This window comes from Candidatus Marithrix sp. Canyon 246 (assembly GCF_001723685.1).
In the GTDB taxonomy this organism is placed as follows: domain Bacteria; phylum Pseudomonadota; class Gammaproteobacteria; order Beggiatoales; family Beggiatoaceae; genus Marithrix.
In genome coordinates this window covers 168,781-184,529 of sequence record NZ_MCBX01000038.1, presented here as the reverse complement: position 1 = coordinate 184,529, position 15,749 = coordinate 168,781, and the positions used below count along the sequence as shown (strand labels likewise).

Here is a 15,749-nt window from a genome sequence, read left to right as displayed (position 1 = left end):
AATCAAAACTTTAGTTTGGGCGAGACTGTATCCAAGGTGAAAGACCTGACAGGTTTTTAAAACCTGTCAGGTCTAAAACCCCGTTACAAATTCCGAATTTTATCCACTAACTTTTCTGGATAAAGTTGCTCTATCTATTTGTAAAGACTGTGCCGCTTTTGTGATATTAGCATTACTTATTAGTCATAAAATGTTGGGTTACGTTTTTTTACTGCGTAAAAAAATCTAACCCAACCTACAGAATAAATTTTAGCCGCTATTACATCCCTGCTTATATGCAATCTCTGTAGTTTTTTTGGGATTTGGAATTGCCCTGAAGGGGCGAAATAATATAACCTAGGGCAACGCCCTAGGATGGTGCATATTAATATTTAATCTGTTGATCCGCATGATAAGACGAACGAACCATTGGACCACTTGCAACATTTTTAAAACCCATTTTCTCCCCTTCAATCCTTAAATTATCAAATTCTTCAGGAGTAACATAGCGTTGCACCGCTAAATGATGAGGGCTAGGTTGCAAATATTGCCCCAATGTTAGCATTTCACAATTATGCGCCCGTAAATCTTCCATTACTTCTAAAACTTCTTCAATTTCCTCACCTAAACCTAACATTAAACCAGACTTAGTCGGAACATCAGGATGTTCAGCCTTAAAACGTTTTAACAATTGCAATGACCACTTATAATCTGCACCCGGGCGAGCCTGTTTATACAAACGCGGTACAGTTTCTAAATTATGATTTAACACATCAGGTGGTGTTTGATCAAATATATCTAAAGCAACATCCATACGCCCGCGAAAATCAGGAACTAAAATTTCAATTTTAGTATTTGCTGATTGTTCACGTATTGCCTCAATACAAGCGACAAAATGTGCAGATCCACCATCACGTAAATCATCCCTATCAACTGAAGTAATAACAACATAATTTAACTTCATATCAGCAATAGTTTTAGCCAAATTATCCGGTTCCTCAGCATCTAAAGGCGCAGGCCGACCATGTGCAACATCACAAAAAGGACAACGTCGGGTACAAACATCACCCATAATCATAAAAGTTGCAGTACCACCAGCAAAACACTCATTTAAATTTGGACAAGCCGCTTCTTCACATACAGTATGTAAATTATTTTCCCTAAGCTTCTCTTTTAAACGATTCACCGTATTACCAGAAGGTATTTTCATACGTATCCATTTAGGCTTACGTAATGGAGTTGTCGTAGCAACAACCTTAATAGGAATACGAGCCGTTTTATCAGCACCACGCTGTTTAATAGGATTCATAATTAAAATTTTATAGGTCCTCGATAAATAACCATAGTAGTTCCCACTGATTGTTTTTTATTATCATATCCAACCAAACGGATATGATCGGTTGGATGAATTCGGTGACAAGTTTTTGCCTCAGCTAAAATATTATTCACCTTTGATTCACCAAACATTGGTAACTTCCATAAATACCAATAATGACCATCAACATTATTAGGTTCAGTATGTTCAATAGCTGGAACCCAGCCTTTATTTATTATATACTTAATCTGTAACTCTATATGCTCATCGCTCATTTCAGGTAAATATGAAAAAATTTCAAATTTTCTACTATTTGGATCATTTAAACCTGAATGATAATCTTGCATTGCATTCATATTATTTTTATTACTAAAATTCGTGCCATGTTTTCATAGCAATTTTAAGTTCAGGGCTATGTTGAGCTGCATCCCTTAAAATATCCTTACTGTGTTCTTCCAAATCAATCTCTTGGTTGCGTGCATCTATACAAGCCTCCAGCGCAACCCGATTAGCAGCAGCTCCTGCTGCATTACCCCAAGGATGCCCAAGCGTAGCTCCACCAAATAAAAATACAGCATCATCACCAAAAATTGACACCAATGCAGGCATATGCCAAACATGAATACCACCTGAAGCAACAGGAAATATTCCCGGTGTTAATCCCCAATCCTGATCAAACATTATGCCATAATCAGGGTTTTTCTTAACATATGATTCGCGTAATATATCAATACAACCTTTAGTGGAATTGCGTTCAGATTCTAATCTTCCCACAACTGTACCCGTATGTAAATGATCACCACCAGATAAACGTAATACCTTACTAAATACACGTGAATGTACTCCATGAAACGGATGACGGTCAATAACCGCGTGCATAGTACGTTGAATATGTAACAACATACCATTCTCACGACACCAATTAGCTAATCCTGTATTTGCACAAATACCACCAATAATATAATCGTGCATAATAATAGGCGCACCTAACTCTTTCGCAAACTCAGCGCGTTTATACATTTCTTCAGGAGTAGCCGCAGTTACATTTAAAAAATGACCTTTACGCTCACCAGTTTCAGCCTCAGCTTTTTTTACCGCCTCCATTACAAACTCAAAACGATCTCGCCAACGTATAATAGCTTGAGAATGCAAACTCTCATCATCCTTAGTAAAATCTAAACCGCCTCGTAAACACTCATAAACCGCACGACCATAATTTTTAGCTGATAAACCTAATTTCGGTTTAATTGGACTACCAAGTAAGCTACGACCATACTTATTTAATTTATCGCGTTCTACCAACATACCATTAGGTGGACCACCGCAAGTCATGACATAAGATATTGGAAATCTTATATCTTCTAAACGTAATGCCCTTAATATTTTAAGGTTAAATACACTTCCTAATAATGAGGTAAAAACATTTATAATAGAACCTTCCTCAAATAAATCAATTGGATAAGCAATATAAGCATAAAAAGTCTTTTCATAACCCGGTATCTCTTCTATCTGATAGACACGAGCCTTATAACGTTCTAAATCAATAAATAAATCAGTCCATACATGGGTCCAAGTACCAGTTGAAGATTCTGCTGCTACTGTAGCCGCTGCTTCCTCATAGGATACAGCATTTTTTGTGGTAATTTTAAAACATGCCAGAAAATCTGTTTCTTTTGGCGTATAATCTGGTTCCCAATAAGTATTGCGATATTGTTGTACACCAGCCTGATAACTTTGATTTGACATCAATGTCTCCTTATCTTATAACTAATAACAGGTATTAAAATGCATATGACTTTACGTCAATTAACTTTATTTAAAGCGGTAGCACAACATTTAAGTTTTACTCGCGCTGCCGCAGAATTATGTCTAACTCAACCAGCTGTTTCAATACAAATAAAACAGTTAGAAGGGCATATGGGTATGCCTTTATTTGAGCAAATAGGTAAGCGTATATTTTTAACAGATGCAGGGCGTGAATTATATGCTGCTAGTGATGATATTTTTAATCGTATTGAAAGTTTACAAACATCTCTTAATGAATTACAAGGCTCAATTAAAGGGCAATTAAAATTATCTGTAGTAACAACAGCGACATATTTTATACCATCTATATTTAAAAGTTTTTTAAAAAAGTATCCAGAAGTCAATCTTCGCCTCACAGTTAGAAATCGAACTAATGTTTTAGAACGGCTAACTAATAATGAAGAAGATTTAGTAATAATGGGGCAAGTGCCAGAACAATTACATGTTACTGCTCAACCATTTTTAGATAATCCTTTAGTTGTATTAGCACCGCCAGAACATGCTTTGGTAAAAAAATCTAAGATTTCATTAGAAAGATTATCAAAAGAAACGATCTTACTTCGAGAAGTAGGCTCTGGAACACGTATAGCAATGGAACGTTGTTTTGCCTCACATAATTTAGAATTACCACAAATAATAGAATTAGGTAGTAGTGAAGCAATTAAGCAAGGCGTGATAGCAGGATTAGGAATATCCGTATTATCAAAACATGCTGTTAATTTAGAATTAGAAAAAGGAATAATAAAATTATTAGATGTAGAAGATTTTCCTTTGCAACGTAATTGGTATGTAGCGCATTTAACAGAGAAAGAAATGTCTTTAGTGGCTCGTACTTTTTTAGAATTTTTATTAAATCATAAATAGCATCAAGCTGACAGGTTTAAAAAACCTGTCAGGTTTTTTAGATTCTAGCTAAACTTTCCAATTATCCAATTTCAAAGGGTAACCTAAATCTTGAATATATTCGTAATGTTGCAAATTTCCCGTTGTTAAGACTAAATCATTTTCCAAAGCAATAGCCCCAATCATGGGATCTGCGCATCCAATAGGTTTTCCAGTTTTTTCCAAGTCTGCATAGATTCGCCCCGCTAATTCAGCATTTTTCATATTTAGTGTCAATATTTCTGCTGTTCTTATACTAGATAAGAACCGTTTTATATGTTCTTCACGTTGTACCTTATGAAAACCTTTAATGACTTCCATTACTGTAATTATCGAAATCGTGTATTGATCAAATTGTGCCAAGTAGTCATTTGCTTTTTGTTTCACTTTGGCATTTTTTTCTTTGAAAATCTCAGATAAAGTGTCTGTATCAAGTAGCGATTTATTCATTTTCATCAAAATACCTCAAAGGATGGTTTTCACGGGCTTGCATAGCTTCTGCTGTAATTTTATCAATTAGCTCCGCATCATCCGAAAATAAACCTAATAATTGATCCTTTTTTACCGTATCAATCTTTTTAATGGGTAATTTATCGAGTATGGTAATATGTACAGTTACTATGCTATGTGTCAATTGCTTGGGAATTTGATCCAACCATTCTATACGATTGTTATTTAATACTGCTTTATAAGTCGATAACATATCAATGTACCTTTGTTAAGTTAAATTTCTAATCACCTTCAACCTGCCATCATTACGAACAACAGTTTCATCTAAAATGCGAGTTTTTTTAATAAAAGCAATAATTTCATTACGATAAACATAACCAGTATCATCTTGAGGCAGATGTCTTAAATTATTCCAACCTTCAGCACCACGTAAAGTCAAAAAATCACTTAAAGCAAACTTAAAAACCTGATCTAATTGTTGATCAATTGGCTTATTATGCAACATAATATTTTCTGCAACAGCGGCAGTTGCATCACTATTTAACTTAATCGTATAACGTATGGCACTAGAAAAATGTAAAAATCCACGTGAAATATAATCATTTAAATCAATAAGTTCTTCAGGGCGTACAATACGTTGCGCATTACTCATCAACATATCCTTAATTTGTTGCCCTGTCATATCTACTATAACTATAGTGTCTGCGAATGGCATTACTTGATACCAATCATTAAAACTAATTTCTGAATTAGCACTAATACCACCATTAATACCAGAAGCATTAAAAGCCGCAATCTCAACCTGATCAATTTGTGCGACAATAGCATCATTCATAAAATTTGCGATTACCGTTTCACCAAGATAACGATCTTGCAGATTTTTACTACAACTAATATCCTCTGTTGAACAATTTAATACCCCAATAACTTCTTCTAATTTATTATCTAACATAGCATATAATGGAGCCATCACCGACTGTTCAAACTCTATATCTATATCATCTTCAGATTCATGTCTTTTTATCGAAATCAGATTGGCATTAACTTCTGAATCTAAAGCTTTTTCTGTTTGTCGCAAAGAAAAAACTACTTGACCCAAATAATTACCTTTTGCGCCAGCTTGCACAATTGGCACATTATGATCACATATTTCTAACCCATTTTCATTCAACTTTAAGTGCATATGCCCACCAATAACAACCATTGGCTTATCAGTTATTGATGCCGCTGTCTGAGCAATATCCATATCACCTACATCAAGCTTATGTCGAATTTGACCATTCATTTTACCGTTATAACCAACATGAGATAAAATAATGACCATATCTGATAATGGCGCAATATGAGAAATTGTAGTTTTTAAACTAACTAATAAATCACCAACATCAAAATTAGGATCATCCTTTTGCCTGATCAATGTTTTTTGTTGAGTCGTTAAACCAATAACACCAACTCGCAAACCCTTAGCCATACCAATGATAGCTGGATGATAATGATCAGCAGTTAAATTTTTAGAACCATATAAATTAGCCGATAAAACCGGAAATTTAGCATTAGCCTCAATAGCCTTAGCAAACAACTCAGAACCTCGATCAAGTTCATGATTACCAATAACCGCAGCATCTAAACCAGCCTCAGAATAAGCAACATATGCAGCACTAGCCTTAAAACTATCAACATCAAAACCCAATAATTCATCTAACGGATTAGACATATGATCATCACCAGCCGAGACAAACAATATAATTTCATTATCAGCCGCCTGCGCTTTTGCATCTCTAACAATTTTGACCATTTGAGAAAAAATATGAGTATCGCTTTTACCCTTATGTATAATTCTCAATTCATTATGTAAATCGTTAAAGTGAAAAATACGCACAGTGACTTCATCACCTATTTTAAGTTGTGATTCTGGAAAATCACCAGTTAAATTAGGATCATTAGCATCTTCAAGAATATATAATGAGTCAAAATTGCCTTTAGAGTTACATCTACCTAGTTTAATATTAGCCATATTAATAATTTATAGTGGGTATATAAGTTTGTAAATCATCAGGTGCATTCAATAATCCACCCCTACCAGTAACAACAAAACTACTAGATTCAGTATCATTTACTATTGAACAATCTTGTGCGATTAATAAATTATCATCATCTACAAATTCTATTGGCAAACTGCTTATGCCTACATTATAAATATCATCAATTTTAATATCGCCAGCACGCCCAGTTTCAGAAGAAGCCGCTATTTGATTACTTCTTGAAATCGCAGATTCACTTATAATTAAAATAAATCCACCATCACCGCCGCTAGCATTAGCAAAGATTTTACTATCTTCTATATTAAATAAGCTAGGATTACCTATTGCCAAATTACCACCCTTACCTATCCCACCTTTTACAGTAGCACTTAGCTCACTAACATTCATTTTAAAACATTCTCTGACATTCAGAATAATATTTCCACCCTGAGCCGCCTCAGCATTAGTAGAAATAGTACTATTAATCAATTCCAATTCATTGGCATTAATAAAAATATTACCAGCATCTCCACCAATTCCCTTATTCAATGAAGTACTACTAATTTGACTTTGTTGATCAAGTATTGCTTTCTGAGCCACATTAATAATAATAGTACCAGCGTTACCGGGGCCAAAGGTATCGCTCTCTATTTTTGAATTATTCATAATAAAATCATCTGCTTGAATATCAATCAATGCAATATCTTGTTCTATAGTATTAGCTAGAATATTACTGTTCTTTAATATGAATTTACCAGCGCGAATATAAATTTCACCCGTTTTTGTTTTACCAGCATTAATATTACTATGATTCAACTCTATACTATTAAGAGCAGTAAGATTAATACGCCCAGAATTTGCAGTTAAATTAGCCTCATTCAATTTAATATCACCAGCAGAAATTGACAAAGTATTACCTGCTCGCACAAACAATTCACTACCTTCAAACTCTATAGCAGCAGCATCCAAAAAACCAAAATCGCTAGGAGCGGCACTAACTAAAACACTAGCCTTCTCTGGATTCGCCTCAAAAACACCCGTATTCCCTAAATATATTTTACTCGCAGTAGTTAAATGTATAGAACCTTGAACATCAAGCACAGCATTTGGACCAAAACTAAATCCATATGGATTCATTAAATATAAATTAGCATTAGCAATTTCTGAACGGATTTCTCCATCAATAACACTTTCTTTACCGCCAGTAATACGCCCAATAATATTCTCAATATCATTGGAACCAGAAAAAACCACCACTTGCTCTTTATTTAAATTAAATCCATCAAAACTATAAAATACATTACCACCAAACTGCTTACCCATACTTGGTGTAACTTGAAAATTAATACCATCAATCTTTATTGGAGCAGCATATATAACCGAAGAATATAATAATAACGCAATAAAAATAATCATTAATCAAAAGCACCAATCATTAAAAACGGTGCCCAATATAAAGGATGTTTATATTTACCATGCAATAAAGATAATTGTGCCGCTTGCAAAGCCTTAGCTTTAGGTAATTTTTGCAACTGTTGATAAAACTTGATCATTAAAGTTGTTGTAGCCTCATCATCAATTAACCATAAACTTGCCAAAGCACTTCTAGCACCTGCCTTAATTGCAACACCAGCTAAACCCAATGCCGCTTGATCATCACCCACCGCTGTTTGACAAGCACTTAAAGTTAATAATTCCAACGGTTGTTGACGACGCTTATTTAGTTTTATTAAAGCTTCTAATTGATTAAGTTGTATTTTATTATCATAAGCAACTAAAAAAGTTTGATCAGGCTGACTTTTAAATTGACCATGTGCAGCAATATGTATAATAGAATAACTATTTGTTTTTAAAGCTGAACTAAAATTTTTGACGGTAAATTGTCGATTTAATAATAGAGTGACATTTTTATAAAGTCTATTTATAGCTTTAACTTCACGAGAAACACTAGACAAAGCCGGAAAATTTTGCACAGCTTCTGATAAGCCAGCTAAAAAAATATTGTTATTTTTGCTTTGAAATTTAGAATTAGTAATCATTAAATTAGGCATGGTGACAATAGCATATTTACTAATCAAAAATTGTTTGCCGTCATGTAAAGCAGCAAAAGGAATGGTACGTAATACCCCATCAGGCACTACAATTAAAGTATCTAAATTAGCGATCTGATTTGATAATGGAACAATTAACCAACGATATAAAATCTGAGCATAATTCAAATAATCGCCTTGGTTTTTTGTTTCTAACTCCAGACGAAAATCATTCACTTTATCTTTTAACTCAATTGCAGTAACTGGTATAACAAAGCTTTGGATATTGTTATCAGAAGTAATTAATAGAATTTCAATGCGATTGCTTAAAATAATTGGATATATAATACCTACATTACTATCCATATCCAAATCTAAAAGATTTTCCTGTGTTACAAAAGAACAATAACTGTCAAAATAATCCTCCAATTCAACTGATTTAAAATCTTCAATAACATCAATTGCCTCCCTAAACCTCTTTTGCCGCAATAATAAATCAGCTAATTCAAAATAAATTATACCAATTCGCTCACGAAAAGACTTAATTGTGTTACGATAACCAATCATTAATGGCTTACGAATTTTCTGTAAACTATGTTCAGCTTGTTTATAAACCTTAATTGCTTCATGTGTTTTACCTAATCTGTTAAAAATTCGCCCTAATTGCCATTGCCAACGAAATAGAATTTCAGGGCTTTGTTCCATAAAAATTGCTCGTCGCGTTAAACTTAAAGCCTCAACATAACGCTGCTTGATTTCATATAAACGCCCCAAAAAACCGTAACTATAAGACATTAAAGTACTATTTCCTAAATTTTTAGCTAAAATTAAACTCTGATAAGCCAATTTGGTATCATTAAGCTCTAATGCTAACTTGCCAACACCTATAAAACCAAAGGCTTTGGCGTAAGTATTGCTTGATTTTAGTTTAAATTGTTGTTGTGCAGCATATAAATTCTTGATAGCATCTTTAAAATTTTGATTATAATAATTAGCGTATGCCATATTTATCAATATACGCCCTGCTAAAATGTGATTTTTTGCAGCTAATTTTAAAGCTTTATTATATTTTTTGATAGCTGTAGCATAATATGCTTCAACAGTTAATATATTACCTAAATTATTTAGGATACTAGCATCTAATATAGTCGGTATATTAACATTGGTACTTAATTTTGTAATTTTATCAGCATATTCACGCGCTTTTAAATCTTGTCGTTTAGCCAGATAATCATCACTCTTTTTGAGCAATGATTGAATTTCTGTATTAGTATTAGCAAGAACAACGCTGCTTAAACATAACAATAATAAATATATATTTATCTTCATAATGACTCCCTGTATATTTTTAATGGGTCCAACTGCATCGGGTAAAACCGACTTAGCATTATCTTTAGTTAAACATTTAGCTTGTGACATTATTAGTGTTGATTCCGCTATGGTGTATAAACAGATGGATATTGGCACAGCTAAACCTAGTAAAGAGATTTTAGCTCAAATCCCACATCGTCTGATTGACATTCGCGATCCTGCTAATCCCTATTCAGCAGCTCAATTCTGTCAAGATGCCCTAGCCGAAATTAAAACTATTCATGCCGCTGGTAGAATTCCCCTATTAGTAGGCGGTACAATGCTCTACTTTCACACATTACAACAAGGTATCTCTGATTTACCTTCAGCTAATCCAGAAGTACGTACACGTTTAAATCTTGAAGCAGAACAAATTGGCTGGAAAGCTATGCACCAACGTTTAAGTGAAATTGATCCAGTTTCAGCCCAACGCATTCATTTCAATGATCCACAACGTATTCAAAGAGCATTAGAAGTCTATGAAATATCTGGTGAAACCATGACAGAATGGTATGCAAAAAAACCAGCACAAGCTTGGTCTTATCCAACCATTAAAATAATTTTATCCCCAACAGAACGACATATTTTACATGATAAAATCGCACAGCGTTTTCAAATTATGCTATCACAAGGGTTTATTGAAGAAGTTCGTGCCTTGTTTGAACGCGGTGATTTAAATTTAGACTTACCCGCGATTCGTAGTGTAGGCTATCGTCAAGTGTGGAATTATTTCATCGGTAAATCGAATAAAGAAGATATAGCTGAACTGGCAATTATTGCCACTAGACAATTAGCTAAGCGGCAACTAACTTGGTTACGTACTCAAAAAGATGCAATTTGGTTTGATAGTCAAGAGCAAAATATAACATCAACTGTCTCGATAATAAGGAGAGAAATCTTATGAGCAAAGGGCAAACATTACAAGATCCTTTTTTAAATGCCTTACGTAAAGAACGTATATCAGTCTCCATTTTTTTAGTAAATGGCATTAAGTTACAAGGGCAAATTGATTCATTTGATCAATTTGTAATTCTATTAAAAAATAGTGTTAGTCAAATGGTTTATAAACATGCCATCTCTACCGTAGTTCCATCACGCGCCATCAAAATTCCTTATGACAATCCAGAAGAAACTGAAAAAGAAGCAGTATAAACATGTTTGAACGACCAAATAGTGGTGGTGAAAATGCAATTTTAGTATCAATTACATTTAGCAGCGATATAGATCAACCACCACTAAACGAATTTGCTGAATTAGCAACTTCAACCGGTGTTAAACTTGTGGCTTCAATTACTGCTACACGTGTTACACCAGATCCGAAATCTTTTATCGGATCTGGTAAACTAGCAGAAATTGAAGCAATGATCGCTGAAAATGAAGTTGATGTAGTCTTGTTTAATCACACTTTAAGCCCAGCACAAGAACGTAATTTAGAACGTATCTTATCTTGTAGGGTATTAGATCGAACAGGAGTAATATTAGATATATTTGCTCAACGCGCCCGTTCTTTTGATGGTAAATTACAAGTTGAATTAGCACAACTCAAGCATTTATCTACACGTTTAATACGTGGTTGGACTCATTTAGAACGGCAAAAGGGTGGAATTGGTTTACGCGGACCGGGTGAAACACAATTAGAAACTGATCGTCGTTTAATTGGTGGACGTATAAAAGCAATTAATAAACGCCTATCCAAAGTAACACAACAACGAGAATTAAGTAGAAAAGCCCGTAATCGTGCCCAATTACCTTTAATATCAGTAGTTGGTTATACTAATGCAGGTAAATCTACCTTATTTAATAGTTTAACCAAGGCATCAGTTTTCGCTGCCGATCAATTATTTGCAACTTTAGATACTACATTGCGTAGAATGACTTTGCCAAATAATTCTGCAATTATTTTAGCTGATACAGTTGGTTTTATCCAACAATTGCCACACAATCTTATAGCTGCATTTCGTGCAACTCTTGATGAAACACGTGAAGCAGATTTATTGTTACACATTGTTGATGCAAGTGACGCTGAACGACAGTTACGGATTGAACAGGTAAATGAAGTTCTAACTGAAATTGGAGCTGCTGAAGTGCCACAAATTATTGTCTATAACAAAATAGACAAATTGGATAATTGCCCAGCTCGTTATGAACGTGATGCTAATGGCAAGATCAATAAAGTTTGGTTATCAGCAGTTACTGGTGCAGGTATTGATTTTTTAACACAAGCATTAACTGAACGTCAAAATAATGCTACTTGTAAAATACGTGTGCCAGTGAATGCAGGTGATATACGTGCGCTTTTATATGCAGAAGCTTTAGTATTAGATGAAAAATATGCAGATAACGGCGATAGTTTGATTAAAGTTCAAATATCCGCCGATTTATTAAATAATATCAACAAAAGGAATATACATGGCTTGGAATCAACCGGGTGGTAATAATGAACAACGCCCACCTGACTTAGATGAAGTATTTGACAAGATACAAAGTAAAATGGGAAACCTATTTGGAAATGGCAATGAACCAGGTGGCAACGGTGGCGGAAGCCTCAGTTGGTCAGCCATCAGTTTTTTAGCTGTAATATTCGTATTAGTATGGAGTTTATTCGGTTTTTATACTATACAACCAGCAGAATTGGGAGTTGTAACTCAATTTGGACAATATAAAGAAACTACTGAACAAGGTTTAAATTGGCATTTACCTTACCCAATTGAAACCGTTCAAAAAGTTAATGTTGAACAAGTGCAAGCAATTAATCATCGCGCCTTAATGTTGACTAAAGATGAAAATATTGTTGTAATTGAACTAGTTGTACAATATCGGATTAAAAATGCTGAAAATTACCTATTTAAAGTAGATAATCCTGAAGACACACTTCATCAAGCCACTGAAAGTGCCTTACGTGAAATTGTTGGTTCTAGTAACATGGATGATGTTTTAACTAGTGAACGTACTCGTGTAGCTATGGAAACCAAACAAGTAATTCAAGATATTATTGATCCTTATAAAGTTGGTTTAACTGTTACTAGTGTAAATATGCAAAATGCTCAACCACCGGCAGCAGTTCAAGCCGCTTTTGCTGATGTAATTAAAGCGCGTGAAGATCAAGAACGGAGTAAAAATAAAGCTAATGCTTATTCTAACCAAGTTATAGAAAGAGCTAAAGGTACCGCTGATAGATTAACCGAAGAAGCTGAAGCTTATAAAGCCGAAGTAACTGCACAATCTCTTGGTGACACTCAACGTTTTTTAAGTGTTTTAACTGCATATGAAAAAGCTCCAGACATTACTCGCCAACGTTTATATATAGAAACTATGGAATCTGTGTTATCTAAAACCAGTAAAATCATGGTTGATATAAAAAGTGGTAATAATTTAATGGTTTTACCTTTGGATAAGTTGCTTGGTAGAGAAACTAGCATTGATACAAATCCACTACCAAGTGTAACAGAAGATGTAAGCCAAAACAGACCAGCAATTATTAGAACCGAAGATTTACGTAGTAGAGGAGCACGCTAATGGCAGCAAATAAAATGGTAGTAGCAATATTAGGTTTAATATTGTTATTAGTGGGATTAATGTGTGTCTTTACAGTTAAAGAAACTGAATTGGCTTTGATGTTACGTTTTGGTAAAGTGGTTCCTGCTAAGTTTGAACCGGGATTACATTTTAAAATTCCTATATATCATACAATTAAGAAGTTTAATAAGCGCATTCAAACACTTGATGCTCAACCTGAACATTTCTTAACTAATGAAAAGAAAAACTTAATTGTTGATTCTTTCGTTAAATGGCAAATTGTTGATGTAGTTAAATATTATACCAGTGTTGGTGGTCAAACTTTAAGAGCTAAACAACGTTTAGCTGAATTTATTGCAGATGGTCTGCGTAGTGAATTTGGTAAACGTACCATTAAAGAAGTAGTGTCTGATGACCGTACTAATATAATGAAAATTATCACCACCGAAGCCAAAAAACGTGCAATCCAATTTGGTATTAATATTGTTGATGTTCGCATCAAAAGAATTGAATTACCTAGAGAAGTAAGTACTTCAGTTTATCGACGTATGGAAGCGGAACGTGAACAAGATGCTAAACAATTACGTTCACAAGGTGAAGCAGAAGCAGTACGTATTCGCGCTAGAGCAGATCGTGAAAGTGTAGAAACAATTGCGGTAGCCAAACAAAAATCACAACAAATACGTGGTCAAGGTGACGCTACAGCAACTGATACTTATGCAGGAGCTTATACTAAAAATCCTGAATTTTACGCACTATATCGTAGTTTAGATGCATATAAAGAAACCTTTAAGAATCCAAGTGATGTATTATTAATACAACCAGATTCTGAATTCTTTAAGTATTTTAAACATAGTTCTGTTGAGAAATAAAAAAAATCCCCCGCTTAGGGGGAATTTAGGCTATGTGGAAAGAACTTTTTATTGCTTTTGCATTACTGCTAGTTATTGAAGGAATTCTGCCATTTATTAATCCAAATGTTTGGCGTAATTCTTTGTTAAAAGTAAGTGAATTGAATAATAATAAAGTGCGCTTAATTGGTTTTCTTAGTATGATGAGCGGCGTAATATTACTATATTTAATACAATGAGAAGACATCATGGGTAAAAACCTTGTAGTCATCGGCACACAGTGGGGCGATGAAGGTAAAGGAAAAATTGTTGATTTATTAACGGAACGCGCTGTTGCTGTTACTCGTTTTCAAGGTGGGCATAATGCTGGGCATACGCTTCTGATTGGAGATGAAAAAACTGTATTGCACATAATTCCTTCAGGAATTTTGCGTGAAGGCGTGGAATGCTTAATAGGTAATGGGGTAGTATTATCACCTAGTGCCTTATTAGAAGAAATGAAGATGTTGGAAGCTAAAGGGGTTCCAGTAGGGAAACGCTTGCGTATTAGTCATGCTTGCTCCTTATTACTGCCCTATCATGTAGCTCTTGATAATGCTCGCGAACTAGCTCGCGGTAAAGCTAAAATAGGAACTACAGGGCGTGGAATTGGTCCAGCTTATGAAGATAAAATTGCTCGACGTGGCTTACGTATGAGTGATTTATTGGATTGTGACAGCTTTGCGAAAAAATTACGTACTGTAATTGAATATCATAATTTTGCACTAGAGCATTATTATAAAACAGAAGCTATTGATTATCAAAATATATTAGATGAAACACTAAGTCATGCTGATACTTTGATACCAATGATTACAGATGTTCCAGAATTATTAGCAGAATTACGTAATGAAGGTAAAAACATACTATTTGAAGGCGCACAAGGCACATTATTAGATATTGATCAAGGCACATATCCTTTTGTAACATCATCCAATACTACAGCAGGAGGAGCAGCTACAGGTAGCGGCGTAGGACCTAAAGATTTAGATTATATATTAGGAATTACAAAAGCTTATACTACAAGAGTAGGAGCTGGTCCATTTGTCACCGAACTATTTGATGACATAGGAGAACGTTTATCAAAACAGGGGCATGAATATGGTGCAACAACTGGTAGATCAAGACGCTGTGGTTGGTTTGACGCTGTAGCTTTACGACGTGCGCGTATAGTGAATAGCCTGACAGGCATTTGCTTAACCAAATTAGATGTACTAGATGGTTTAGAAACAATTAAAATTTGTATAGCTTATAATTGCGACAACCAAGAACTAAAGACACCCCCAATAGAGTTAGAAGCATTAAATCGTTGCGAACCAATATATATTGAAATGCCCGGCTGGCAACAATCAACGGTAGGATTAAATGATTACCAACAACTACCAGCAAATGCGCGTGCCTATATAGAAAAACTAGAAAGCTTACTCGAAGTTCCGATAGATATTATATCTACAGGTGCTGAACGTAATGAAACTATTATTAAGCAGCATCCATTTGATTAATATCCTAA

General features: G+C 34.5%; 16 protein-coding genes. 8 read left to right on the top strand and 8 right to left on the bottom strand.

Features of this window, described 5'->3' with window-relative positions; translation table 11 throughout:
- Positions 1–364: 364 nt before the first annotated feature.
- From lipA to BHU68_RS13545, 3 genes are read right to left on the bottom strand one after another with little or no spacing between them, the layout of a single operon-like run.
- Positions 365–1,288: a lipoyl synthase gene (lipA, locus tag BHU68_RS13555; RefSeq protein WP_069472572.1), complete on the bottom strand. Its 924-nt coding sequence runs from the start codon at positions 1,286–1,288 to the stop codon at positions 365–367.
- Between the two features lie 2 nt (positions 1,289–1,290).
- Entirely contained in the window at positions 1,291–1,650 is a 360-nt protein-coding gene (locus tag BHU68_RS13550) for a ribulose bisphosphate carboxylase small subunit (RefSeq protein WP_069472571.1), read from the bottom strand.
- A gap of 13 nt (positions 1,651–1,663) precedes the next feature.
- Positions 1,664–3,040, bottom strand: a complete 1,377-nt coding sequence (locus BHU68_RS13545; protein WP_069472570.1) for a form I ribulose bisphosphate carboxylase large subunit — start codon at positions 3,038–3,040, stop codon at positions 1,664–1,666.
- Between the two features lie 39 nt (positions 3,041–3,079).
- Here BHU68_RS13545 and BHU68_RS13540 point away from each other — a divergent pair, with 39 nt between their 5' ends.
- A complete protein-coding gene (locus tag BHU68_RS13540; protein ID WP_069472569.1) occupies positions 3,080–3,964 on the top strand; it encodes a LysR family transcriptional regulator in 885 nt (294 codons plus the stop codon).
- 48 nt (positions 3,965–4,012) lie between these two features.
- Here the strand turns inward: BHU68_RS13540 and BHU68_RS13535 are convergent, their stop codons facing one another.
- The 5 genes from BHU68_RS13535 to BHU68_RS13515 are packed head-to-tail and all read right to left on the bottom strand — an operon-like array spanning position 4,013 to position 9,812.
- Positions 4,013–4,432 (bottom strand): type II toxin-antitoxin system VapC family toxin, encoded by a 420-nt coding sequence (locus BHU68_RS13535; protein ID WP_069472590.1) that lies wholly within the window; start codon positions 4,430–4,432, stop codon positions 4,013–4,015.
- Entirely contained in the window at positions 4,425–4,685 is a 261-nt protein-coding gene (locus BHU68_RS13530; RefSeq protein ID WP_069472568.1) for a hypothetical protein, read from the bottom strand. The genes BHU68_RS13535 and BHU68_RS13530 overlap by 8 nt, the downstream gene beginning before the upstream one ends.
- 15 nt (positions 4,686–4,700) lie before the next feature.
- Positions 4,701–6,446, bottom strand: coding sequence for a bifunctional metallophosphatase/5'-nucleotidase (locus BHU68_RS13525; RefSeq protein WP_069472567.1), 1,746 nt, complete (start codon positions 6,444–6,446; stop codon positions 4,701–4,703).
- 1 nt (position 6,447) lies between these two features.
- A complete protein-coding gene (locus BHU68_RS13520; RefSeq protein WP_069472566.1) occupies positions 6,448–7,869 on the bottom strand; it encodes a two-partner secretion domain-containing protein in 1,422 nt (473 codons plus the stop codon).
- Positions 7,869–9,812, bottom strand: coding sequence for a CHAT domain-containing protein (locus BHU68_RS13515; RefSeq protein ID WP_069472565.1), 1,944 nt, complete (start codon positions 9,810–9,812; stop codon positions 7,869–7,871). The genes BHU68_RS13520 and BHU68_RS13515 overlap by 1 nt, the downstream gene beginning before the upstream one ends.
- A 1-nt stretch (position 9,813) precedes the next feature.
- Here BHU68_RS13515 and miaA point away from each other — a divergent pair, with 1 nt between their 5' ends.
- Genes miaA through BHU68_RS13480 form a run of 7 tightly spaced genes read left to right on the top strand, consistent with a single transcriptional unit; the run spans position 9,814 to position 15,741 of the window.
- Positions 9,814–10,737: a tRNA (adenosine(37)-N6)-dimethylallyltransferase MiaA gene (miaA, locus tag BHU68_RS13510; RefSeq protein ID WP_069472564.1), complete on the top strand. Its 924-nt coding sequence runs from the start codon at positions 9,814–9,816 to the stop codon at positions 10,735–10,737.
- Positions 10,734–10,985, top strand: a complete 252-nt coding sequence (hfq, locus tag BHU68_RS13505) for an RNA chaperone Hfq (RefSeq protein ID WP_069472563.1) — start codon at positions 10,734–10,736, stop codon at positions 10,983–10,985. The genes miaA and hfq overlap by 4 nt, the downstream gene beginning before the upstream one ends.
- 2 nt (positions 10,986–10,987) lie before the next feature.
- Entirely contained in the window at positions 10,988–12,268 is a 1,281-nt protein-coding gene (gene hflX / locus BHU68_RS13500; RefSeq protein WP_069472562.1) for a ribosome rescue GTPase HflX, read from the top strand.
- Positions 12,243–13,349 carry an FtsH protease activity modulator HflK gene (hflK, locus tag BHU68_RS13495; RefSeq protein ID WP_069472561.1) on the top strand — a complete coding sequence of 369 codons (1,107 nt, stop codon included), beginning with the start codon at positions 12,243–12,245 and terminating at the stop codon, positions 13,347–13,349. Before hflX ends, hflK begins: the two co-directional genes overlap by 26 nt.
- Positions 13,349–14,221: a protease modulator HflC gene (gene hflC, locus BHU68_RS13490; protein WP_069472560.1), complete on the top strand. Its 873-nt coding sequence runs from the start codon at positions 13,349–13,351 to the stop codon at positions 14,219–14,221. Before hflK ends, hflC begins: the two co-directional genes overlap by 1 nt.
- Positions 14,222–14,253: 32 nt before the next feature.
- Complete coding sequence (locus BHU68_RS13485) at positions 14,254–14,439, top strand: DUF2065 domain-containing protein (RefSeq protein ID WP_069472559.1); 186 nt, start codon at positions 14,254–14,256, stop codon at positions 14,437–14,439.
- A 9-nt stretch (positions 14,440–14,448) separates the two neighbouring features.
- On the top strand, positions 14,449–15,741 hold the full coding sequence (locus BHU68_RS13480; RefSeq protein ID WP_069472558.1) for an adenylosuccinate synthase: 1,293 nt from the start codon (positions 14,449–14,451) through the stop codon (positions 15,739–15,741).
- The last annotated feature ends 8 nt before the right edge of the window (positions 15,742–15,749 follow it).